Annotated in this window: 20 protein-coding genes, 1 tRNA gene and 1 riboswitch; of the genes, 10 read left to right on the forward strand and 11 right to left on the reverse strand. The window is 41.1% G+C overall.

Features of this window, described 5'->3' with window-relative positions:
* Positions 1-24 precede the first annotated feature (24 nt).
* Both ACFOSV_RS01330 and ACFOSV_RS01335 read left to right on the forward strand, forming a co-directional pair.
* The gene (locus ACFOSV_RS01330) at positions 25-1,758 is read left to right on the forward strand and encodes a RagB/SusD family nutrient uptake outer membrane protein (RefSeq protein WP_377902594.1); all 1,734 of its coding nucleotides are present in this window, start codon (positions 25-27) and stop codon (positions 1,756-1,758) included.
* A 122-nt stretch (positions 1,759-1,880) separates the two neighbouring features.
* Entirely contained in the window at positions 1,881-5,405 is a 3,525-nt protein-coding gene (locus tag ACFOSV_RS01335; RefSeq protein ID WP_377902596.1) for a VCBS repeat-containing protein, read from the forward strand.
* Here ACFOSV_RS01335 and ACFOSV_RS01340 read toward each other — a convergent pair.
* Positions 5,402-6,163, reverse strand: a complete 762-nt coding sequence (locus tag ACFOSV_RS01340; protein ID WP_377902599.1) for a creatininase family protein — start codon at positions 6,161-6,163, stop codon at positions 5,402-5,404. The genes ACFOSV_RS01335 and ACFOSV_RS01340 overlap by 4 nt on opposite strands.
* Before the next feature lie 75 nt (positions 6,164-6,238).
* Between ACFOSV_RS01340 and ACFOSV_RS01345 the strand changes: the two genes are divergently transcribed.
* The 4 genes from ACFOSV_RS01345 to ACFOSV_RS01360 all read left to right on the forward strand — a co-directional run bounded on the left by ACFOSV_RS01345 (position 6,239) and on the right by ACFOSV_RS01360 (position 10,090).
* Positions 6,239-7,219 carry a N(4)-(beta-N-acetylglucosaminyl)-L-asparaginase gene (locus tag ACFOSV_RS01345; protein WP_377902601.1) on the forward strand — a complete coding sequence of 327 codons (981 nt, stop codon included), beginning with the start codon at positions 6,239-6,241 and terminating at the stop codon, positions 7,217-7,219.
* On the forward strand, positions 7,219-7,959 hold the full coding sequence (locus ACFOSV_RS01350; RefSeq protein WP_377902603.1) for a copper homeostasis protein CutC: 741 nt from the start codon (positions 7,219-7,221) through the stop codon (positions 7,957-7,959). The genes ACFOSV_RS01345 and ACFOSV_RS01350 overlap by 1 nt, the downstream gene beginning before the upstream one ends.
* On the forward strand, positions 7,959-9,509 hold the full coding sequence (locus ACFOSV_RS01355; RefSeq protein ID WP_377902605.1) for an FG-GAP repeat domain-containing protein: 1,551 nt from the start codon (positions 7,959-7,961) through the stop codon (positions 9,507-9,509). The genes ACFOSV_RS01350 and ACFOSV_RS01355 overlap by 1 nt, the downstream gene beginning before the upstream one ends.
* 119 nt (positions 9,510-9,628) lie before the next feature.
* Positions 9,629-10,090 carry a CBS domain-containing protein gene (locus tag ACFOSV_RS01360; RefSeq protein ID WP_377902607.1) on the forward strand — a complete coding sequence of 154 codons (462 nt, stop codon included), beginning with the start codon at positions 9,629-9,631 and terminating at the stop codon, positions 10,088-10,090.
* Here the strand turns inward: ACFOSV_RS01360 and ACFOSV_RS01365 are convergent, their stop codons facing one another.
* From ACFOSV_RS01365 to ACFOSV_RS01380, 4 genes are all read right to left on the reverse strand, one after another.
* Positions 10,091-11,263: a trans-sulfuration enzyme family protein gene (locus tag ACFOSV_RS01365; RefSeq protein ID WP_377902609.1), complete on the reverse strand. Its 1,173-nt coding sequence runs from the start codon at positions 11,261-11,263 to the stop codon at positions 10,091-10,093. It abuts the gene before it with no gap.
* A gap of 84 nt (positions 11,264-11,347) precedes the next feature.
* A riboswitch (SAM riboswitch) is annotated at positions 11,348-11,449 on the reverse strand.
* A 57-nt stretch (positions 11,450-11,506) separates the two neighbouring features.
* Positions 11,507-12,067 carry an aminoacyl-tRNA hydrolase gene (gene pth, locus ACFOSV_RS01370; RefSeq protein ID WP_377902611.1) on the reverse strand — a complete coding sequence of 187 codons (561 nt, stop codon included), beginning with the start codon at positions 12,065-12,067 and terminating at the stop codon, positions 11,507-11,509.
* A 78-nt stretch (positions 12,068-12,145) separates the two neighbouring features.
* Complete coding sequence (locus tag ACFOSV_RS01375; protein WP_377902613.1) at positions 12,146-12,748, reverse strand: 50S ribosomal protein L25/general stress protein Ctc; 603 nt, start codon at positions 12,746-12,748, stop codon at positions 12,146-12,148.
* 25 nt (positions 12,749-12,773) lie between these two features.
* A complete protein-coding gene (locus ACFOSV_RS01380; RefSeq protein ID WP_377902615.1) occupies positions 12,774-13,700 on the reverse strand; it encodes a ribose-phosphate pyrophosphokinase in 927 nt (308 codons plus the stop codon).
* 188 nt (positions 13,701-13,888) lie between these two features.
* Here ACFOSV_RS01380 and ACFOSV_RS01385 point away from each other — a divergent pair, with 188 nt between their 5' ends.
* A complete protein-coding gene (locus tag ACFOSV_RS01385) occupies positions 13,889-16,882 on the forward strand; it encodes a hypothetical protein (RefSeq protein ID WP_377902617.1) in 2,994 nt (997 codons plus the stop codon).
* 110 nt (positions 16,883-16,992) lie between these two features.
* Entirely contained in the window at positions 16,993-19,707 is a 2,715-nt protein-coding gene (locus ACFOSV_RS01390) for a M14 family metallopeptidase (RefSeq protein WP_377902619.1), read from the forward strand.
* A gap of 59 nt (positions 19,708-19,766) precedes the next feature.
* On the opposite strand, the gene ACFOSV_RS01395 is transcribed toward ACFOSV_RS01390, so the two are convergent.
* Positions 19,767-20,630, reverse strand: coding sequence for a dienelactone hydrolase family protein (locus ACFOSV_RS01395; protein ID WP_377902621.1), 864 nt, complete (start codon positions 20,628-20,630; stop codon positions 19,767-19,769).
* A 73-nt stretch (positions 20,631-20,703) separates the two neighbouring features.
* Between ACFOSV_RS01395 and ACFOSV_RS01400 the strand changes: the two genes are divergently transcribed.
* Complete coding sequence (locus tag ACFOSV_RS01400; RefSeq protein ID WP_377902623.1) at positions 20,704-21,420, forward strand: EcsC family protein; 717 nt, start codon at positions 20,704-20,706, stop codon at positions 21,418-21,420.
* A 27-nt stretch (positions 21,421-21,447) separates the two neighbouring features.
* On the opposite strand, the gene ACFOSV_RS01405 is transcribed toward ACFOSV_RS01400, so the two are convergent.
* A tRNA-Gln gene (locus ACFOSV_RS01405) sits at positions 21,448-21,523 on the reverse strand.
* A 312-nt stretch (positions 21,524-21,835) separates the two neighbouring features.
* On the opposite strand from ACFOSV_RS01405, the gene ACFOSV_RS01410 reads away from it, so the two are divergent.
* Positions 21,836-22,081: a hypothetical protein gene (locus ACFOSV_RS01410; protein ID WP_377902625.1), complete on the forward strand. Its 246-nt coding sequence runs from the start codon at positions 21,836-21,838 to the stop codon at positions 22,079-22,081.
* 55 nt (positions 22,082-22,136) lie between these two features.
* On the opposite strand, the gene rplI is transcribed toward ACFOSV_RS01410, so the two are convergent.
* The 4 genes from rplI to ACFOSV_RS01430 form a co-directional block, all read right to left on the reverse strand.
* On the reverse strand, positions 22,137-22,580 hold the full coding sequence (rplI, locus tag ACFOSV_RS01415) for a 50S ribosomal protein L9 (protein ID WP_377902627.1): 444 nt from the start codon (positions 22,578-22,580) through the stop codon (positions 22,137-22,139).
* Positions 22,581-22,616: 36 nt separating this feature from the next.
* Entirely contained in the window at positions 22,617-22,868 is a 252-nt protein-coding gene (gene rpsR, locus ACFOSV_RS01420; RefSeq protein WP_377902629.1) for a 30S ribosomal protein S18, read from the reverse strand.
* On the reverse strand, positions 22,865-23,236 hold the full coding sequence (gene rpsF, locus ACFOSV_RS01425; protein ID WP_377902631.1) for a 30S ribosomal protein S6: 372 nt from the start codon (positions 23,234-23,236) through the stop codon (positions 22,865-22,867). Before rpsF ends, rpsR begins: the two co-directional genes overlap by 4 nt.
* A gap of 146 nt (positions 23,237-23,382) precedes the next feature.
* Complete coding sequence (locus tag ACFOSV_RS01430; RefSeq protein WP_377902633.1) at positions 23,383-24,309, reverse strand: hypothetical protein; 927 nt, start codon at positions 24,307-24,309, stop codon at positions 23,383-23,385.
* Positions 24,310-24,312 lie beyond the last annotated feature (3 nt).

Consider the following 24,312-nt stretch of genomic DNA (forward strand, 5'->3'; position numbering starts at 1 on the left):
TAGAAAATATAATAGATTAAACAGATGAACAATTTTAAATTAAAAATCGGAGCGCTAATGACATCGGCAGTGATGTTGGTAGCAGTGAGTTGTAGCGATGATTTTCTAGATGTGCCGCCGACAGGTTTACTTGCTGAGGCACAACTGACGTCACTCGCGGGTATTGATGCTTCGCTGATCGCGGCTTATTCTCAAGTCAATGGTCGGGGAAACAGATTAGGGTCTCCATCCAATTGGGTGTGGGGAAGTATTAGAGGGGGAGAAGCCAATAAGGGAACTGACCCAGGTGATTTTACATCAATAAATCCAATTCAAAGATTTGAGATTAATTCAGCCTCTGGAGATGTTGGTTCAAAATGGAATGTTTGTTACGAGGGAATTGCTCGTGCAAATAATGTTTTGAGACTTCTTGAGAGTGCTCAAGATGATGTAACTGATGCAGATAAAATTAGAATCTCAGCACAGGCGCGTTTCTTAAGGGCTCACTTCTATTTCGAATTGAAGCGGGATTATAACAATACTCCTTATGTAGATGAGACAGTAGATTATGGTAGTGGCCTTGAAGAGATTAGCAATACTCAGGACCTATGGCCTTTCATTGAGGCTGATTTCCAGTATGCTATTGATAATCTTCCTTCAACTCAACCACAAGTTGGTAGAGTGAATTCATGGGCTGCTAAGGCTTACATGGGCAAGGTACTTCTTTATCAAGGTAAGTTTGGTCCTGCTAAGGCAATGTTTGATGATGTAATTGCAAATGGTGTCACTAGCAATGGATTGAAGTATGGATTGGTTGAGTACTATGATGATATGTTCCGTGGAGCAAATGATAATCACCAAGAGTCTGTATGGGCTTATCAATCTGCGGCTAATACCGGAGCCGTTCAGAATGCAAACCCTGAGTTTGACTTGAATTTCCCATACAATACAGGTCCTTCTGGTCCAGGTAACTGTTGTGGATTCTTCCAGCCTTCATTCACTTTTGTGAATGCATTTAGAACTGATTCTAATGGTCTTCCATTGTTAGACAAGTCTTACAATGATCCTGCAAACCAGGTGAAGAGTGATATGGGACTAGTTTCTGCTGATCCGTTTACTCCAGATGCTGGTCCATTGGATCCTAGACTTGACCATACTGTAGGAAGAAGAGGTATTCCTTATCTTGATTGGCAAGATCATCCAGGCGCTGCTTGGATCAGAAACCAGCCAAATGGTGGGCCATACTCTCCTAGAAAGTATGTGTATCAAAGAGCTGAGCAAGGTTCCTTCCAGGATAACAGTTCTTGGACTCCTGGTTATACAGGCATCAACTTCATGATTATCCGTTTTGCAGATGTATTATTAATGTCTGCTGAAGCTGATATTGAAACTGGTAACCTTGAGACAGCTAGAGCTAAAGTAAATCAGGTACGTGAGAGAGCGATGAACTCCAAACTAATGAGAGAAGGTGGCGAAATGGCTGCTAACTATCAGATTGGAACTTATGATTCTCCTTGGACAGACCCTGGTTTGGCTAGAAGAGCTGTAAGAATGGAGAGACTTCTAGAACTTGGAATGGAAGGACATAGATTCTATGATCTAGTGAGATGGGATACAGTGAAAGAGGAGTTAGACTTCTACTTCGCACTAGATGGTCAGTTGCTTGCAGCTGCGCTAGGTGGAGCGTCTTTCACTGACCGTTATAAGCTAGTTCCTATCCCTCAAGATCAAATTGACTTGGTAGGATCTGATGTTTTGATTCAGAATCCTGGGTACTAAGAACAAATAACTATTGAAAAAGAGAGCCATTCGGCTCTCTTTTTTTTTGTCAAAAAACCTGGTAATCTTTCGCGAAAGAGCTAAAAATGGTAATTTCAAAGTCCCAGTAAATCACCCTATATATGAAGTTTAGTTCACATCGATTTTTTGTTCTATTTTGTGCCATTTTGATCTCATGTGACAAAAATGACACTTTATTTGAGCTAAGGAGCCCCAGCGAAACAGGTATTGAATTTTCTAATCAAATCGTTGAGAGTGATTCATTTAACATTCTCACCGATGAATATATCTTCAATGGTGGAGGAGTATCGGTTGGGGATTTCAATCAAGATGGTTTGCCTGATCTGTTTTTCACAGGAAACCAAGTCCCGAATGCCCTCTATCTTAATGAGGGTGGGTTTAAGTTTAGAGATGTATCTGAAGAAGCCGGAGTAAGATTTTCGGAAAAATGGAATACTGGATCGGTCATAGTAGATATCAATGGAGACGGACTTCAGGACATCTATGTAGCATCCGCAATGAAAAGAGGCGAGGGAGAGCGCGATAACCTATTGTTGATCAATATGGGACTGGGAACTGATGGCATTCCACGCTTTGAAGATCAAGCCAAATCTTATGGAGTCGCTGATGCGGGAAACAGTATGGGGGCGGCTTTTCTAGATTATGATTTGGATGGGGACTTGGATCTTTATGTATTAAACAATGAACAGAGTTCCATTACTCCGAGTAACTATCGGACAAAAATTACGGACGGTTCAGCAATAAATAATGATAGTTTTTATAGAAATGAGGGGAATGGAAAGTTTGCCAATGTGACTATCGAGGCCGGGATTACCATTGAGGGTTTTGGACTTGGCTTATTGGTAGCTGACTTGAATAATGATGGCTGGCCGGATCTCCATATCAGCAATGATTACGTGACTAATGATATCCTTTATCTGAATAATCAGGATGGAACCTTCACTAATCGCACCAAGGAAAAATTGAGACATCAGAGTCAATTTTCCATGGGGTCAGATATTTCCGATTTTAATAATGACGGACTTCCTGACTTGATCACCATTGATATGCTCGGTGAGGATAACTATCGTAAAAAGACCACTATTGGTAAGAATATGTATCAGACTTACATCAGTAATGAACAGTTTGATTACGAATACCAATACGTGCGAAATATGCTCCATTTGAATAATGGTGCAGAAATCCCTTTTAGTGAAATAGGACTTCTTGCCAATATGTATCAGACGGATTGGAGCTGGGCACCACTTTTTGGAGATGTGGACAATGACGGTTGGCGAGACTTGTTGATTACCAATGGTTTTCCTAGGGATATTACGGATAAAGACTTTGCAAATTATCGAGCGGATGTGGGAGGAATTGCTTCGGTCCGTCAGCTTCTCGATTCCATTCCTATCGTTAAAATCCCAAATTATTCATTTAGAAACTCTAAAGATTTGACTTTCCAAAATGTAGGTGAGGATTGGGGATTGAATATTCCTTCTTTTTCCAATGGGGCGGCATTGGTGGATTTAGATTTGGATGGTGATCTCGATTATGTGGTGAATAATATCAATGATCCTGCTTTTATTTTTGAAAATCGAGCTGATAAAAAGGAGACCAAAGGGAATTATGTCCGATTGAAATTGAATGGGCCCAAAGAAAATCCACAAGGACTTGGAGCCAAAGTTATTTTGGATTTTGAAGATGGTGGAAAACTCTTTCAGGAGCAGCAGGTAGTGCGCGGATATATGTCTTCCATAGAAGATATTCTTCATTTTGGTTTAGGAGAAAAATCATCAGTACGGAAAATTCATGTGATCTGGTCTGATGGAGGCGAAAACATCCTCGAAAACGTACCTGCAAACCAAGTGATTTCTATTGACTATTCAGCGCGGACAAAGACTGCCAGAGACAAGGCTGTACTTGACTTTGGTGAGGCAGAGATCCTTTTTTCAGAAGTCTCAGATAAACTTGGGGTGAATTTTGTTCATCAGGAGCAGGATAAGGTCGATTATAATTTGCAAAGGACCCTTCCTCATAAACTATCACAGTTTGGTCCTTCTCTCGCTGCTGGGGATATGAATGGGGATGGTTTGGAGGACTTGATTGTGGGTTCATCTTCAGGCTTTGACCCTAAACTTTTCCTTCAGTCCCCAGACGGTACATTTGAAGAACGTCTCCTGCTGCCAGGGGAAAATTCTAATTTCGAGGAACTCGGAATTTTAGTTTTTGACTTGGAAAATGATGGAGATTTGGACCTTTATTTGGTAAGTGGAAGTAGTGAATTTGCTCCAGAGTCTGCTGAATATGTGGACCGATTATACGTTAATGATGGTTTTGGAAATTTTTCTCTTAGTTTAGATTTACCTCAAGTAAAAGCTAGCGGAAGCGTAGTTCGTGGTGCAGATTTCAATGGAGATGGATTCACGGACCTGTTTGTTGGGGCCAGAAGTCCTATCGGTAAATTTCCTTATCCTGACCGTAGCTTTATCCTTCAAAATAAAGCAGGTGTTTTGACCGATGTGACCGCTGAGATTTTTCCTGAACTCAGTCAACTCGGAATGATTACGGATGCACTTTGGGCTGACGTAGATAGGGATGGAAAAGTAGACCTAGTCTTAGTAGGTGAACTGATGCAAATCACAATTTTGAAAAATACCGGTGAAGACTTTCAGAAGCTGAATGATACGGGGTTAGAAAATTATCTGGGCTGGTGGAATTCTATTGCTTCCGGTGATTTTGACCAGGATGGAGATACTGATTTTGTGGTTGGTAATTTAGGGAAAAACAATTCCCACCATCCGACAGCAGATCGTCCGGTAAAGCTTTATGCCAAAGATTTTGATAATAATGGAAGTGTTGATCCTGTGACCTTTGCCTACTATATTGATCGAGAAGGAACTTACAAATCTTTCCCTAGCCATTTTTGGGACGATTTGTACGGGCAAAGCACTTTATTTCGACGGAAGTTTGAACGATATAAAACTTATGCCCTAACAACGGAGAATGATATTTTCACCGATAAGGAACGAGAAGGTGCTTTGGTGCTTATCGGTAATTTCGATGAATCTGTTTGGGTTGAAAACTTGGGTGATGGGAAGTTTGCAGTTCACTCTTTACCAATAGAAGCTCAATTTGCTCCTATGAATGGAATAGTTTCAGCAGATATCAATGGGGATGGTTATTTGGATATCATGATGGTTGGTAATGATTATGGAAATGAAATTTTTATTGGGCGATTGGATGCTTCAGTAGGGGCTGTTTTCCTCGGGGATGGAACTGGTGGGTTTGAATCTGTTAGCTCTCGAGAAAGTGGATTTTTGGTTCCGGGAGATGCCAAGGCGCTGGTGAAATTGAATAGCACTCAAGGAGAATTATTTTTCGCATCTCAAAATAGGGGACCTCTTCGTGTTTTTGCTCGGAATGTTGAGACTGAAAATTCACAGATTTTCAATCCTCAATTCGAAGTCATGGCTGTTGAATTTGAATTATCAAATGGAAAGAAACAGCGGGTAGAAACTTCCTTAGGAGCGGGCTTTTTGTCCCAGTCTTCAAGGGGAGTGAATATTCCGAAGGGAACCACAAAGGCTACGGCGATTCATTATTCGGGTGAGCGGGTAGAATTGGATCTTAGCCAGTTGGACTAATGGTATAAACTGCCAATATCAGCGTCGCAGACATCTTTCATAAATTGCGCTATTTTATCTGTTACTGCATTAAAGTAGCGCGCTCCTTTCTCTGCACTTGCCTTTTTGGGATTTCCGATACCTGTATCTGCAGTGACTTGAGACCATTTGCGTTCTGCCCAAGCCCATTTTTCCTGTAGTGCCTTGATTTTGGCTTTCTTTTCGGTCCCGTCTCCGGCTTGATCCAAGGGCAGTACTAAATCAGGTCTAAAATGTAAAATTAGAGAAGTCTCTAGCTCATCTGCATGATCTCCACCTTCTTCAAAAAATTCAGATTTATCTAAGGCTTGAAACCAACTGCAGGTAAGTAGAAGCATTTCAGGAAATTGGAGTCCTAGCTCGCGAAGCATGGTTTTAAAATCATTACCACCATGACTATTAAGGATTAGAAACTTTTTGATGCCTTGTCGATTGAGCACTTCTAAGACATCTTTTAAAATGTAAAATTGAGTACTTGGATTCATGTTGATATCCAAATAAATGTCAGATTGGCCTGTATTGACCCCGAAAGGTATCGTTGGTAGAATGGTTAAATTCGCACCCATTTCCCAAGCCTTTCTACCCGCTTCAGCTCCTATTTCATCGGCTTCGTATACATCTGTCCCATAGGGCAAATGATAATTATGGGCTTCAGTTGCTCCCCAGGGAAGTACAGCCAAGTCAAAACGATGAGTCTTTAGACTTTTCCAGTTTGATTCTTTTAGTATGTAGGGTCGCATAGCAAAAGTTAGAGTTTAGAAGTTTAATTTAGAGGATACAATCAAATCTGATCTTCCTTTTTAAAAATAGTCTTTATGGGTGATAGAAGAAAATTTATAAAACAATCACTTTTAGGTTCTGCAATTCTTTATCCAGGCATAAGTCAGGCTTTGGGTAAGCCAAAACAAGAGATCGCTGCTGGGGAGAAACCCTTGATTTTATCAACTTGGAATCACGGTCTGCCAGCCAATGCCAATGCACTTGATTCATTACGAAATGGCGGATCAATTCTGGATGCTGTGGAAGTGGGAGTTAGAACTACCGAGCTCGACCTCGATAATTTATCGGTAGGTTTACAAGGACTTCCGGACCGGGAAGGAATTGTAACGCTTGATGCTTCGATCATGACAGGAGACGGTGCCTGCGGATCAGTGGCATTTTTACGTCAGATTAAGCATCCTATATCAGTAGCTCGAAAAGTAATGGAGGAGACTCCCCATGTCATGCTTGCAGGAGAAGGCGCAAGGCAATTTGCTATGGCCCAAGGATTTCCATTAGAAAAGGAAGAGCTTTCTCCGGGAGCCGAAAAGGCCTATGAGGAATGGAGAAAAACGAGCCAATACAAGCCCATCATTAATATTGAAAATCACGATACCATTGGTATGATCGGAATCGATGCCGATGGTAAAATGGCGGGTAGCTGTACTACGAGTGGCTTGGCCTATAAAATGCATGGCAGAGTAGGCGATAGTCCGATTATTGGGGCTGGGCTTTATGTGGATGATGAAGTTGGGGCAGCTACAGCTACTGGTCTTGGAGAGACCATTATCAGGATCTGTGGGAGCTTTTTGATTGTGGAGTTGATGAGACAGGGAAGATCACCTCAGGAGGCTTGTGAAGAGACCGTCAGACGACTGGTTGCTAAAACCAAAAATCCGAGTGATATTCAAGCAGGGTTTCTAGCCATCAATAAAGAGGGAGAAATGGGAGCCTTTGCAGTGCATCCCGGATTTAATTTCGCAAAGGGCTTGCTTCAATCGAATGATTTAATTGATTCAAAAAGCTACTTTTCGTAATGGGGAATATTATTCTGGAGGCTCCTGTTTTTAATGTTTCAGCCGCAATAGAAGCAGCCCAATACGGAATTGATCGTATTGAACTTTGTTCCAATTTTCCAGAAGGGGGAGAAACGCCTAGCCCTGGAATGCTTTCATTTTTGAAACGAGAGATAGATATCCCAATCTTTGTAATGATTAGGCCACGGGGTGGTGATTTTTGCTATTCTGATAAGGAGGTATCCATTATGAAAGAGGATATCAAAATTCATTTAGATAAAGGGGCTGACGGCTTTGTTTTTGGAGTTTTGGATTCAATGGGGAATGTCAACTCAGACGCCTGTGAGGCTCTTTTAAGGGCGACGGAGGGGCTTCCATGTACCTTTCACAGAGCTTTTGATGCAAGTCGAAATTTGAATGATTCTTTGGAACAGATCGTGTCATTAGGCTTTAACAGAATTCTGACTTCAGGTGGAAGAAATACCGTATCGGAGGCTTCTCAAACGCTCCTCGAACTCTTTGATCAAGCTGCAGATCGAATTATTATCATGCCCGGTGGAGGAAGTAAGCCTGAGCATATTGATCAGTTTTCAGTGAATTCATTCTTTACTGAAATACACGCGTCCTGTAAGACTTGGAAGAAATCCGCGAACCAATTTCAGCGGAAAGGGTTAATTTTTTCCGAAGAGCCTAAGGCATTTACACATTATTTGGGAGTCAATGAAGAGTTGGTTGCGGAGTTTAAGAGTAAGTTGATTTGATGCGAAATCTCAGAGTTATACTAGCCATTTTATTGGTGACCATGGCTTGCGAGCCTATTTCTGAAAGAAAGCAGCCTCCCCCAAGTCTTGAGCAACTAGCCGCGGATCAAAACTTAAATTTATCAGGAGGGCAGCTCGCAAAAGCCTATTGTGGATCTTGTCACATAGCCCCAGACCCTTCTGTTTTGGATCGACCAACTTGGGAAAGCAGTGTATTGCCTGATATGCGTATGCGTTTGGGTTTGATTATTCCTGAGGACTTTGGGCGAACGATGCCCGTGGATATGAATGTTCCCGAGGGGGTGTATTCACCTGTTCCACTGATCACTAGGCCAAATTGGGATAAAATAGCCGAGTACTATTTGGAAAATGCCCCTTCCGAGCCACTTCCTCAAAAGGTCAAGGCCAAACCAACTTTCGGACTACCTATTTTTAATGTTATACAGCCTTCGTTTCCAAAAAGTAACCCTGATTTAACCACACTTTTAGCATTTGATGAAAAAAGAGGAGATGTTTACCTTGGTCATCGATTTAAAACTCTTTTTATTCTAGACCCAAGTGACGGTTTTCAGGTCAAAGACTCGGTTTTCATTGGTTCTTCAGTCGTACAAATCTGCTTTGATGAGGAGTCTAATGGTTTTGAACTATTGACTATGGGTGGAATGGACCCTTCAAACGATTCTTTAGGTATTCTTACTCGTTATGACTTGCATGATTCTAGTAACTGGGAGTCTAAGATCATCATAAACAATCTGATGCGACCCGTACATACAACTAGAGGGGATTGGAACTCAGATGGGGTTGAAGATAGGGTAATCTGTCACTTCGGAAATCATATTGGAAAGCTATCCATGTATTTGTCTGAGGGAAATTCCTTTAGGGAAGTGGTCCTCAAGAATCTTCCAGGAGCTCGAAAGAGTATCCCTGTAGATTTTGATTTAGATGGGGATTTAGATCTTTTGGTGGCGATGACTCAAGCAAACGAAGGGATTGTTTTCTGGGAAAATGACGGTACTGGAAACTTCAAGGAAAGGCAACTTCTAGGGTTTCAGCCTTCATTTGGCTTGAGTGATTTTAGCTTTGAAGATATGAATGGAGATGGATTACCAGATATCATTACTGTCAATGGGGATAATGCTGATCAATCTCAAATTCTCAAAAACTATCACGGAGTTCGAATATTTTTAAATAGAGGGGAAGAGGAATTTGAAGAGACTTGGTTTTATCCAATCTACGGCGCAACCGGTCTTGAAGTAGCGGATTTTGATTTGGATGGGGACATGGATTTGTTTACGCTGGCCTTTTTTCCGGATCCTAACCAAAGTCCATCCCAATCGCTTATTTATTTTAGTCAAAGCTCGAGTTTACAATTTGACCCTTTTGTACCAAAACTGAGTACTAAAAATAAGTGGTTGACCTTGACAAAAGGGGATTTAGGGGGGGATGGTGATTTGGATATTGTCGTAGGAGAGTTTGATTTTGATGAATTGTATCAGGCGCCAAAGGATAATTGGCAGCCTATCCTAATATTCGAGAATGAAATAAAATAAAATACTTTTTATTTTAGATTTTATTATTTTTAATTCTGATAAATTTAAATTATTAGGTTTAAATTTTTATAAATCAATTTTTCTCCTTATTTTATTCTTCACTCTAAACCTAAATTACCATGGTAAAAAGTTTTCAAGGAGTAAGAATGGCTCCACCCAAAAAAACAACGGCTCAACCTTTATTAGTCAAGGATCATATGACAACCAAGCTGACTACATTCAAGCCGGATGATACCCTAGATCAGGTCATGGAAATCCTCACCAAAAAGAAGATTTCTGGCGCACCTGTTTTGGATGAATCCGGAGGATTGATAGGAATCATATCAGAAGTAGACTGCTTGAAAGAAATCATCAAGGGTAAGTACACAAACACGCCAAAGTTTCCATCCAAAGTGGAAGATCACATGACCAAAAATGTAATGACTCTCAGTCCTGAAATGTCACTTTTCGATGCAGCTGGCAAATTCCTTGAATTTAAAATCCGAAGGTTTCCTGTAGTTCAAAATGGTCAGCTGCTAGGTCAAATAAGTTTGAGTGATTTGATCCGTGCATTTCCTAAATTGAGACAAACTACTTGGTAATTATTTCGAAAGGTCGAGCGCACGATCAATATCATTAATAATATCCTCTGGATGCTCCAGCCCTACAGAGATTCGAACAAGCCCATCAGTTATTCCCACTCGAGCCCTTTCTTCAGGGCTCAATTTGCTATGCGTGGTACTGGCCGGATGAGTGGCAATGCTCCGACTATCACCTAGATTTGCGGTACGGGAAATCATCTCTAATGAATCGATAAAGCGCTTTGTTCTCTCAATTCCATTTTTCAAAGTTAGCGTAAGAATTCCGCCTCCTAGTCTCATTTGTTTTTTGGCTACTTCATATTGAGGATGAGAGGGTAAAAATGGATATTTCACACCTTCCAAATGCTGATTCCCTTCGAAGTAGGAAGCAATTTTCATTGCGCTATCACAATGTCGCTCCATTCTCACAGCAAGGGTTTCCATGCTTTTGGAAAGAACCCAAGCGTTAAATGGTGAAATCGCCGGTCCAGTATGTCTGGTGAAAAACTGAACATCCTTGATTAATTCGCTTTTCCCTAAAATCAATCCTCCCAATACTCGTCCCTGTCCATCAATGTATTTTGTTGCACTGTGGGTAACCAGATCTGCCCCCCATTTTGAAGGCTGTTGTATGTATGGAGTGGCAAAGCAATTGTCTACCACCAAGATTAAGTTATTCGCCTTGGCAAACTTGCCAGCCCATTCAAGGTCGATGATTTCGAGTCCTGGATTCGAAGGCGTTTCCAAGAAGAGCATCTTGGTATTGGGTTGGATCAAACTTTCCCAATTTTTATAATCTGAAATGTCTCCGTAGGTGCTAGTGATTCCCCACTTTGGGAAAACCCGAGTGAGTAGTTGATGGGTTGATCCAAAAAGTGAGCGAGAAGCAATGATATGATCCCCTTGCTGAAGCAAAGAGGCAATGGAGCCAAACATTGCCGCCATACCCGAAGCGGTGGCTATTCCGGCCTCAGTTAGCTCTGCTGCACAAAGCTTTTCGATGAGATCAGACGAATTGGGGTTGGCATACCTTGAATAAATGTTCCCTTCGGTCTCATCTGCGAATGTAGCTCTCGCTTCCTCCGCACTATCAAATGTAAAACTGGAAGTCAGGTAAATAGCTGAAGAATGCTCTTTTTGGTCTGACTTGCTTGGACTAATGCGAATGGCGTTGGTTTCGAAGTGTTTGCTCATGTTGGTATTTTAAATAGGGGCAAAATCCTTTATAAAGCACCTACCAAAAAAAGCAAACTAGAAATGATTCGTGGAGTTGAAGCCTATTTATAGTTCCCTGTTCGGGTAGGATTTGGCACCTTTCAATATGCTTGAGGGTTGCCAGAGGGTCACAGAGCCTATTCTCTCACCTCTTCTTTATAAATCAGTTGCCTGAAGAGTAACAAATAACGTTTGGACAATTTGTATTTCCAAATCCAAGCATTATTTATTGAAATTGTTCATGGTGCGTTCGATTCCTACAGAAGCAAAAGATAGAATCATTTCAATTGCCCGATCCATGATCAATGGGAGCTCCGCAAACTCTCCATCTGTAAACCGTCCAAGCACGTAGTCAACTTGCTTTCCTTTTGGGAAATCATCCCCAATTCCCATTCGTAGTCTGGGATAATTTGAACCTCCAGTGAGCATCTCAATATTCTTGAGCCCATTATGTCCTGCTGCACTTCCCTTCGCTCGCATCCTGAGTGTCCCAAATGGCAAGGCGACTTCATCTACCACAACAAGGGTATTTTCTTTCGGTATTTTCAATTCCTTCATCCAATAATTCATCGACTTCCCGCTGAGATTCATATAGGTGGTCGGCTTTATCAAATGGACATGCCGTCCCTTGTATTTGAATTCTGACTTGAAGGCTAGTCTCGAGCTTTCCCAAGTGCATTGCTGGGCGTCAGCGAGTCGGTCCAAAGTGAGAAATCCTATATTATGTCTTGTTAATTCGTATTCAGGACCAATGTTGCCTAGTCCTACGATTAAATATTTCATGGTTTATTCGTTCGATTCTAAGATAAAAAAAATCCTGTCAGGTTATGACAGGATTTTAAATGATCAGAAAAAGGAAGATTAATCTTCAGATTCCTCCTCTTCACTTTCGTCACCTGGCTGCTTGCCTCTTAGTGCTCTTGGGATACCTACCGTAACGATAGACACGCTAGGGCTAGTCAAGATTTCGAATCCTTCTGGGGTGATTTGACCCACTTTGAAAGACTTACCTAGATCTAGTTTAGAAATATCAATGGTGATATAATCTGGAAGATTTTCAGCAATACCTTTTACCTTAATCAATCGAGTTTTCATCTCCAACTTACCACCTTTGGCGATACCTGGAGAACGTCCCTCAACCTTAACTGGTATCTCGAATTTAATCGGGGTATCATCAGTATAAGCTAGGAAATCAGCATGAAGTAAAACTTCACTTACTGGATGGAACTGCGCATCCTTCAATACGGCTTTGATTTCAGTACCTTCGATATTCAACAATACTAGGTGAACGTCTGGGGTATAAATCAAATCCTTGAAAAGGATAGCTGGAGAGTAGAAGTGAATCTGCTCTTTGATGCCAGGACCATAAACTACGCAGGGAACATTACCAGAATCTCTGATTTCAGAGAGATTAGCACTGTCGAGATTTGCTCTTTTAAACCCTATAATCTCAAGTGTTTTCATATATACTTAATTTTAAAATTGGTTCTTAAATGAATAAAGAACTGATAGAGGTGTTGCCTGTGACTGCATGGATCGCTTTCGCATACAACTCTGCTACTGTCAGTACTTTAATTTTATCCGAGGGCCTTTTCAAAGGAATGGTATCTGTGATGACCAATTCTTCTAACATGGATTTTTCGATGTTTTCATAGGCTTTACCTGAAAGCACACCGTGAGTAGTAATTGCTCTGACAGTGTTTGCACCTTTCTCTTTTAAGAGTTCGGCTGCTTTGCACAAAGTGCCAGCTGTATCAACCAAATCATCTACTAAAACCACATCCATCCCTTCTACTTCTCCTATTACTTGCATGGATGCCACCTCGTTGGCCCTTTTTCTGTGCTTATCACAGACGACCATTTCTACTTCGAAATGCTTGGCATAAGCTCTGGCTCTTGCAACTCCACCTACATCGGGTGCAGCAAAAACCAAATTTTTAAGATTCAGCCTTTCCAAATAGGGCACAAAGATAGCTGATCCATTTAAATGATCCAATGGTAAATCGAAGAAACCTTGAATTTGTCCTGCGTGAAGATCACAAGCCATAATTCGGTCGGCACCAGCCGAGGTCAGCATGTTTGCAATCAGTTTTGCCGCGATAGAAACTCTGGGTCTATCCTTACGATCTTGCCTTGCGTAGCCATAATATGGGATCACAGCGCACACTTTGTATGCACTTGCCCGCTTAGCTGCGTCTATCATGAGGCATAGCTCCAAAAGATTGTCCGAAGGGGGATTGGTGCTTTGAATCAAAAAGACGGTACAACCTCGGATGGATTCATTAAAACTTGGGGACATTTCTCCATCACTAAACCTAGAAAGAGTCAAATCTCCTAGCTTTTTGCCATATCGTTTGGCTATTTTTTCTGCAAGTTCTTTACTGTTTTCGCCTGAAAAGATTTTGACTTCTGACATAGAGGTGGTTTTGAGACATTTTGGTTGGAAGAATAACTGTAAAAGTACAAATTTTTTAAAGTAGACCGCGCTAGTCGTAAATTCTATTCCAATAATCCCGGCCTAAATTTGAAAAAATGGTCAGGTAAGTCAATTTCTTTCTAGTACTAAATTTTCTTAAATTCCTTTCCCTCAAAAAGTTATAAGTTATGTGTGCCGCAAAAAATATAAAACTTAGTATCTCCCTGACTTCGGATGATGGGACCCCGCTATCCATTAAAACTATTCAGATCAACGGACAAATTTTTAAACCTGAATCAAGGGAGTTGGATTCGCCCGCAGTACAAGATAAGGCGGCTGTGATACCCGTTATTGCCTCGGTGGATACCATAGAGGAAAACTTGCACCCTAAGAAAGAGACGGATGTTCCATTGCCAAGATCGGAGGACTATGATACGCTGGAGAAATATGGAGGCAAGTCTATTTACAAGACTTTTTGGGGAAGCCTAACTTACACACCACTCGATGAAGGACGCTCCCAAGTTACTTTTGAGGGGGATGAGGATGTTTTTGATCCTGAATTGGTGGGTTGCTGGGTGGAACCTTCCAGAATCCATAAGTGTCCTGCGAGCTATCCCCACTCAGGAAGAAACTATTTTCCAAATGCTCTTTCAGTAGTCTATTCTCGTGTGATTGATTTTATTGATGGCAAAAATTTAATTCTGGATTTTGCCTATAACGGTGGCGAAAGGACACAACCCAAGCCAATAAGTCAACAGGACGGTATTTTTTTCTTTGACAATCGATTTGCACTTGAGAGTTGGGTAAACTCGCTAAGCAGGAAAGATACTCTAAAAGCCAAAGCTGGACAGATTTATGGGGTTTTGGGTATGCCTTCCATAATTGTAAAGCCAGATTCGGTCCTCAATTTTGAAAAAGAAGAAGAGGGGAAAAGTCCAGCCATACATTGCATGTGGTCAGATGCATTTACTGGAGACGCTGAAGGTAAAGGGCTAGATTCTCCAGGTAGCTTTAAAGAGACTTTTGGTGACAATGGGACATTTTTTCATTTGCCAGGCACAGGAAAAGTGGATATAAATTTCGACTGGCAATTTATCCCAGCTACATACAGCCAAAAGGTAGTTCAGTTTGGTAGTCCAAATGGAAGTTTTTTTAATGATGCATCCCCTTTATCTACTCAATACGGTTTGAAGCGTGTGGCGAATTATGATCAATTCAGACTAAAAGATGAAATGAAGGCTGCACTTGGTTTTGTGAGGGAAGGGGTAACCTTTTCCATGCCAAATCAGGGGTATTGCAATGGTGGAGGAATCCACGATGGAAGGGACATTTCTCAATTTTGCACCTATCGCTTTGAGGGAGATTGGGTAAGTAAAAACCCAAATAACATGAAGGCACGCACTAGCGGGGGACTGCGGATAGAGTGGGTTGGTTTTCCTGATGGAAGACTCGGTAATTTTATAGAAATGGAGTCTGAAAAGGCATCACGATTTGATAACCTAAATCTAAGATTTATTTCCCCGAATAGGGTGGAGGTTGATTCGCCGTACTTCACTTGGCATCATTTGGCTTCACAAGAATTTACCGGAGGCACTAGTACCGGTAGTGAAATGCAAACTTTGATCATTTCAGGCTTTTCCATTGGGATGAATACTAATGGTGATTTTTGGTTAATCAATGGCGATGAGGATACATTGGGACGAAGTTTTTCATCCAATCAAATGAATATTTTTGATAAAATTCCGAGAAGGAATGAGGTCATTTCACAAAATTTGACCGATCATAAATCCAACGGACTCATTGGGAAAATTGATGATCAGACATTTGAGATTTGGGGTTGGTCCATTCAGAAAGGAGATGTGCTCAGCTTCGGAGGACAGAATTTAACGGTCACCCAAACGCAGCGAAAATGGAAAACTTGGCAACAGTATGGTGCTCAATTCCCATCTCCTGAACCTCGCCTAAATAGGTCTGATCGAAGGATTACCTACACAGAAATTAAAATAGATAAGCCGATCCCAAATTCTGTGGGAGAGGTTTCTTTCAAAATTGAGCAGTCGAAACTTGAACCCTTATTGGATGGAGCATTTCGAAAGGGATGTAGTGCAATTTGGGGGGACGGAAAGGAGGCGCCTGGACACCTATTGTATACAGATTACAATGTAAATCTGGTAATGAAAAATATTCAGACCCATGGCTTGATTCGAAGCACAGCTCGGCCACTATATGCTGAAACTACCGCTCCGCTCAAAGGGAATATTTCCTCAATTCCAGTTGGTAATCTTGGTTCCAAAATTTGGGGAAAAGGATGTAAACTTCAACTTGCCCATCCTGAAACAGGTATTAAACAAGAAGTAGAACTGATAACTTCATTTTCAGGTAACTCAGGAAATCTTCTAATCAAGCCAATTGGATTAACTCAGGAATTTCCTGCAGGTTCAATAGTAGTAGGTTTGTTTTCGCTTTGTTCCGAAGCAAGCTTTGAAAATGTTTATTTTGTCAATGAGGACGGGTCGCCAAGTTATTCGGAAAGAATAGATTATCGACCTCAGGGCTTGAGGCTCCGACAGCTGCTATTATCAGATGACCGATATAGAGTAAAAATCCATTCAGGCCGAATAAGCTGGTATAGTAATTTGGATAACCGCTTCGAACCAGAACTTGAATTCACCGGTCATCCTCATTTAGTCAACCCAAAATCAGTCGTCCCTGTGATTTTAAACCCAGTTTTTCCAGATAGAAAAGGCGCGAAATTTGGGTTTCAGCTAAAAGAGGAAGGAAAAGAAGAGATTTTTATTACGAGTAGGGTTGTGGCAAAAGATGGAAAGGAAATTCATTTGGACAACTCCGAGTTGGGATCGGATTTAACTTTGGAAGGAAACGGCACTTTTATTATCGATAATTTGAAATCTGGCCAATTTGTGACCCGTGGAAAAAAAGAGAATTATGGGTTTAATCTCCGTTTTCAAGATCGCTTTCTAAAAAGCACTTCCTTGAATATTCATGGCAAGAATGGAAAGGCGGGCTTGATTATCGATAGTCCTTATGCAATCGGGGACTTTACCTTAAAATTAGTAAACTGGGAGCTGTTCCCGGGTATATTCAATGGGGGAGGTTTTCAGACCAAACAGGATACGCAACACCCAGAGTACGGTTCTTTTGTCAGTATTCAGACAGGCTAAATCGTACTTTTTCTACCAACCCTGTAAAAATCGAACAAAGCGGTTTGAGTGGGTTCTTTTCCTCAGTTTTTCCGATTACATTGATTGACCAAAATCAGATATTTTATTTCATGAGAAAGTTTTATTCAAGTTTATTCTTCTTCGTTTTCTTCCTCGGAATTACAGGCTTTGGCCAGAATATTCCGACACCAAAATCACATTTTGGTTTTGATATCGGTGATGACTACATGTTGGCCAATTTTACACAATCGGAGGCCTATTTTAAAAAGGTAGCCGAAGCGAGTGATCGAGTTCGATTGGTGTCGATAGGACAAACCGAATATGGGAGAGAGCAGCCCATGATGATTATCACAGCTCCTGAGAATTTCCCAAAACTCGAACGATACAAGGAAATTTCCCAAAAACTAGGCCGGGCAAGGATGAGAAGAGAAGAAGCCGAAAGTTTGATTTCAGAGGGTAAGCCAGTCATTTGGATCGATGGAGGACTTCATGCCAATGAGGTGGTTGGGCCACACCAATTGATTCAAACCCTCTATGAACTCGCCTCTCGAACGGATGAGGAGACCATGAGGATTCTGGATGAGGTCATTATTCTATTGGTACATGCAAATCCCGATGGGATGGAAATCATGTCTGACTGGTATATGCGCAAGGAAGATCCAACCAAGCGCGATCAAAATATTCCCATTTTGTATCAAAAGTATGTGGGTCATGACAACAACAGGGATTTTTACATGAATAACATGAGCGAGGCTGAGAACATGTCTCGCCAGCAGTATATCGAGTGGATTCCTCAGATCATATATAATCACCACCAGTCAGGCCCAGCAGGTACCGTCGTGGCAGGTCCTCCATATCGAGACCCGTTTAATCATGTATTTGATCCATTGATTATCACTAGCCTAGATGCGGTAGGTGCTTCAATGATCAATCGACTACATCAGGAAAACCGTCCAGGTTATACTCGTCTAGGAGGATCCGTTTTTTCTACCTGGTGGAATGGTGGGCTTCGAACCACCCCATATTATCATAATATAATTGGGATTTTGACAGAAATCATCGGAAATCCCACGCCTTCAGAAGTGCCTTTGGTACCAGACAGATTGATCCCTAATAATGCTAATCCATTTCCGATCACTCCTCAGGCTTGGCATTTTAAGCAATCCATAGATTATTCTGTTTCGCTCAATTATGCTATTTTGAACCATGCCGTAAGGAATGGAGATGACCTTTTGCGAAATATTTACATCATGGGAAGACGCTCCATCGAAAAAGGGGGGCGAGATACTTGGACGATGTATCCTAAAAATTCGCAGGCCATTCAGGAAGCCTATGAGGCATCAAGAGATAATGGTTCCAATGCTAATCGTGGCTTTCGGTCTGGAGTGCCAACAGAATTTTATGATAGTGTTTTTCAAGATCCTGAAAGAAGGGACCCTAGGGCTTATGTTCTATCTGCAGATCAAAAAGACTTCCCTACTGCACTCAAATTTTTGAATGCACTTATTAAGTCAGGAATTGAGGTGCATCGGGCGACGGATAATTTCTCTTTGCAAGGTAAAAACTATCCTAAGGGTTCTTATCTAGTCAAAACAGCACAAGCCTTCCGTCCACATGTTTTGGATATGTTTGAGCCACAAGATCACCCTAATGATTTTCTGTATCCAGGAGGCCCTCCAATTCGACCTTATGATGCTGCAGGTTGGACTTTGGCCTATCAAATGGGAGTAGAAGCAGACCGAATAATGGAAGACTTTGATGGTCCATTTAACGCTGTACCTGTTGGCGAATTATTGGTCCCAGAGGCAAAACCTCTCGCCGATGCCAGCGGGTATTTGCTAGATGTCAGAGCGAACAACAGCTTCATGGCAGTGAATGATCTTCTTAAAGCTGGGATTCCGGTTTTTCAATTAGGTAGTGCGCAAGGGGATTTGCCAGCAGGCTCATATTATGTTCCATCCGAAGGGAAAGATGTTTTGGCCACTGCAAGTTCATCTTACGGGGTGTACCCTCAGACAGTCTCTACCAAACCAACCGATAGCAAGGCTATCAGTGCTTCCAGAATTGGCCTTTTTGATTATTACGGAGGCTCCATGCCTTCAGGATGGGTTCGATGGATGCTCGAGCAATTTCATTATGATTTCAATCTAATTTTCCCCAGAGAAATCGATGGGGGTAATCTCAATGAAAAGTATGATGTGATTTTGTTTATTGGTCCTGGAGTTCCTTCTGCGGACGGTGGTCTGTCTAGATACTCACGTGGGCAACCAAGTGCCTCTGAAATCGATGAAAAGTACCATTCGATGCTGGGGAGAATTACCGCTGAGAAATCCATCCCCAAGTTGAAGGAATTTGTTGAAAAAGGAGGGAAAATTATCTCCGTAGGTGATGCGACTGATTTGGCTTATCACTTCGATCTTCCGGTGAAGGATGCATTAGTAGAAATGGGAGCTGATGGGAAGTCGAGACCTCTAAGCACTGAAAAGTATTACATTCCGGGATCTGTTCTAGAAATGAAGGTGGATACCAGCCATCCAAGTAATTATGGGATGGACGAAACAGCCAATATTCTCTTCAATCGTAGTCCAGTATTCGAATTGTCTCCTGCTGCACCAAATGCTGGAGTGAAACCATTGGCTTGGTTTGGAGAAGAACCTCCACTCAAAAGTGGATGGGCCTGGGGACAGTCTTATCTCAGCAATGGAGTGACGGCTTTTGAAGCCAAAATGGGAGAAGGGTACTTTTATGCCTACACACCAGAAATCACTTTCAGAGCCCAATCACATGGAACCTTCAAATTACTTTTTAATCATTTGTATCAATAAGTAAGGGTCGTCCGGGATGAATTGAAGTCTAGCCTTCATAGCATCCCGGACGATTTTCTTTATCCCTTAAATTTCTTTTTCAAATAGTCCATGGCCATTGCGTATGCCTCAGCGGTGGCTTCTTTATCATGTCTTGGATTGCTTGGGTTAGCAAAGCCATGTGCTGCAGGGAAAATTTTATAAGTCAAGTCTTTACCGGCATTTTCCATATTTTCCGCGAATGTTTCGATGATTTCCTTCGAAATGTACTCTTCGGTCGCAAAAAGACCTAAAACATCGGAATTTAGGCTTTTCAGGCGTTCAATGTCTTGAACTGGCATTCCATAGTACATCACAGAACCAATATTCTGATCTCCTATGAGCAAGGCGGATTTCAAGGACCATCCACCACCAAAGCACCAGCCTACATTCGCAATGCGAGCTTCAGTTCCAGCAAAATTTTTCGCTCCGATAACAATTGATTCCAATCTAGACTCCTCTACAGATCGCATGAATTGACCAGCTTCTTGTGGGTTTGTGGTCACCTTTCCATCATACATGTCCAAGGCTATCACATTTATTTGCTCACCTAGGTCCTGATGAAACTTTTCCGCTTGCTGTTTGATCTGATCATTGAGACCCCACCATTCTTGATATACAAACAGCCAATCCTTGGAATCTGGATTATTCGCAGGAAGGAAATAGGCTTTTGCTTTATTGCCATCAGGGGTTTCAAACTCGATCATGTCACCTGTCGGAGTAAAATTGATTAACTCCGGACTTGGATGCAATGCAATAAATCTGGGGTCCAAAGCAAATCGTGCCATACCATCGGGCTCTTGATGGCATACCGTAATATTCGCGAATGGATTAGTTTTCTCTTTCGGAGGATTTGAAGAAAGTAATCCAGCGATCAAAATGAATGAAATCAGAATTTTGTCCATAGTAGATCAAATTATTTTGGTTATTTATAGTACAACTTAATAAACTATCTGAAGTTTAGCGTTAAATATCTCCATGGATGCGTATTCACATTATGTTCGAGCAGAGCTGAATTTATGGCTTTTTCAAATGAAGCGACCCCCTGGAATAATGAATCGAATGACTCGTGGGGTTCAAAAAAAAATAAATGATCTCCTGCCCGATAAATTACATCAGGTAGTCACCTTGGCCATAGAAAATATGGTTAAGGGGGTGATGACTGGATCCGGCTGGGTTTTACCCAAATGGGATGAGACACTATCCCTGAAAGCAAGAGAAATGAAAGTAAGACAGCGCATCAAATGGTACAAAAATACAGCAAGTGCCGAGGGAGCCTTGACAGGTGCAGGTGGAATTCTGTTGGGCTTTGCAGATTTTCCCGCCTTTCTCACTATTAAAATGAAGATGCTTTTTGATCTTGCGGCCCTGTATGGTGCTGATTTGAAGAACAAAAAAGAAAGACTGTTTTTGCTGTTTATTTTTCAATTGACCTTCTCGAGTCAGCAAAGAAAGAATGACCTCATTGGCCTGATCGAAGATTGGCAAAATTACGAACCCGACCTACCCAACCATCTCGAGGACTTTGATTGGAAGACCTTTCAGCTTGATTACAGGGACTACATAGATCTTGCTAAACTGGCTCAATTGGTTCCGGTAATCGGAGCAGGAGTAGGGGCTTTGGCTAACTACAAGCTCACCGAGCAGCTAGGTAAAAATGCCATGAATTGCTATCGACTGAGGCAGATAAAATAAAAAAGCCTTTCGATTTCTCGAAAGGCTTGGTTGGTCTACTAGGGCTCGAACCTAGACTCTTCTGAACCAAAATCAGACGTGTTGCCAGTTACACCATAGACCAGTAAGATTAGAAATCTCTTCTGATTTCTTTAAAGTGTCACAAAGGTAGAATTTGCTTACTTTTTTTCCAAGCATGGTCTGAAAGATTTTGAATTAAATATTCACGCACCCTTTTCTCAGATCTTAATTCCTCCTGGTGAAAGAAAGTAAGGGGTGCTTTTTAGCACTAATTGCATGGATTTGGAGTATCATATTTTTACGCAATCGATTGAAAATTAGCTTTTTATTAAATTTTCTCCCAGAATGAATGAATTTTTGAAATAATTATTCACTTTTGTCGCAAATCAATCAAACCAACTAAACTTAATTAGTCATGGAAGTAGTAAAAATGGAAAAAACGGTTGCGGAAGTAATCAAAAAACTTGACAAGCTAAATGCAGGTGATACACTTGCTGCTGAATTATCTTGGTGCTGGGTAAGTTTCAAAAATGATAACAACCCTGCTGGTGTTCTCGAAAAAACTGAGAAGGCTCTTGAAGTATTGAAAGCTGAAAAGGAGAAAAACCAAAGAGCAGTTTCTAAGAAACTTATCGAGGATCTTGAAAAAGCACTTAACTAACAAAAAAAGCTCGCCATTTGGCGAGCTTTTTCATTTTTATACTTTTTAGCTTAGCTTACTCAGCTGATACTACGAAGTTCACATGAGTTTTTACTTCTCTGTGCAGATCTACTTCGGCAGCAAACTCACCAGCACCTTCTACAGGTACATTGATAGAGATTTTCTTTCTGTCGATGTTGAATCCTTTCTCAGTAAGTGCGTCAGCGATTTGAAGCGTAGTTACTTTACCAAAGATTTTACCAGAATCACCAATTTTGGCTTTGATCTCAAGTGTGATTGCTTCAAGTTGAGCAGCTGTATTTTCTGCTTCAGTTTTGATCTTCTCAGCCTTGTGAGCGGCTTGCCTAATATTTTCGGCTAGGATCTTCTTGTTTGAAGAAGTAGCCAAAACTGCAAAACCTTCAGGAATGAGATAGTTTCTTCCGTAACCTGGCTTTACATTCACCAAGTCATTTTTATATCCAAGACCTTTAATGTCTGTTTTTAGAATGATTTCCATTTGTAATGTGCTTTTGTGATTAGACGAAACAAGTTCTTATTTCAACCCATCGGTTACGAAAGGCAACAATGCTAGATGTCTTGCTTTTTTGATGGCCTGAGCCACTTTTCTCTGATACTTTGCAGAGTTACCAGTAAGTCTTCTTGGAAGGATCTTACCTTGCTCATTTACAAATTTCAATAAGAAGTTTGGATCTTTGTAATCGATGTACTTGATACCGTGCTTCTTAAAGCGACAATACTTTTTACGGATGTCTCCTCTATTGATTGGTTCGTTAACTAATGTCATTTGGCTTGCTCCTCCTTAGCTTCTGATTTTTTGTTAAATTCTCCTTTTCTTCTTCTTTCAGCATAGATAATTGCATGCTTGTCAAGAACAGTCGTTAGGAATCTCATTACTTTTTCATCTCTTCTCAGCTCGAGCTCGAACTTCTTGATGAGCGTTGGATCGGCCACGTACTCAACCAAAACGTAGAATCCTGTCGTCTTCTTCTCGATGGTATATGCCATTTTCTTAAGACCCCAGTTTTCCACATTAACTACATCTGCCCCCTCTTCTTTTAACAAGTTCACGAACTTGTCGACAGTATCCTTCATCTGAACATCAGACAAAACGGGAGTTAAAATGAATACCGTCTCATAATTTCTTTGGAACATTTCTTTAATGTGTTTAATGAATTTGAATAAACAGACCGCAAAAGTAAGGAAACTAGTGACTTATTCCAAATTCTCTAAGAATATAGATTGGGCTAGGGCAAAAAAAAGCCTTCAGGAAGAAGGCTTTTCAATTACTTTCACTTTTATTACTTCACAGTGAAGACTTTGCTGCCTACTTGGTAGTTGTCCACGAAGATTTTCACTTCATGATCTCCAGAGGTATAGTCACTGCCTTTTTCATAGTAGAAGGAAAGCTCTTCACCCGAATTATTGAAGATGATATCCTGCTTTACGGTGAAAAACTCTTCTACACCGTCCACCATAAATGTTCCTGATCCCTTGGCTACATCGAAGATTGGCTGCCCATTAGAATCGAGTATCTGCACATATACATTGCGTGGGCCATTAAGGGCTACCTTATTGTCTGCAAGGTTAAAACTCACCTTAATTCGCTCAATTTGTCGATTTTTGAAATCCTTTGTGGTTTCTTCTCTCTCTTTGCCTCTTCGATTGATGGCAGAGATGCTAATGTTCTCAGCTCGAAGTCTAGATGCCACATTCACTTTGGCCTGTAGATCTTCTTTCTGAATGTTAAGCTGAGCAACTTCCTCTTCAATTTCCGCTTGGGTAGTTTTCAAGTCTTGATTCTCTGAGAAAAGTTGCTGATTCATCGCTCGAAGTTCAAGAATCTCCTGATCCTTTTCTGTAATCATGGCATTGAATTGGTTGATTTTGGCATTCAATGCTGCAATTTCATTTGCGTTTCTTTGCTTACCTGCATTTCGCTCAGCAAGCAATTGATTTCTGGCTTCTTCAAGGCTTGAGATTTCTCCTCCTAGCTTTTCTACCTCTTGGATTCGCAATTCAAGTTGATAATAGACTGAATCTAGCCGCTTATTTAATTCATTGTTTTCTGTGGATAGAAGGAGAATTTCTTCCGTTTTCTTCGTTCGGTCAACATAATCGGTATAAAGTTTAATACCGCTGATGATCACTAGCAAAGCCAAGACAATTATGATAATATTTTTACCTTGGTCTTTCTTTGGTTCTTCTTTTGAGTACTCGCTGCTCATGGC

This window comes from Algoriphagus namhaensis, from assembly GCF_042649705.1.
GTDB classification, from domain to species: domain Bacteria; phylum Bacteroidota; class Bacteroidia; order Cytophagales; family Cyclobacteriaceae; genus Algoriphagus; species Algoriphagus namhaensis.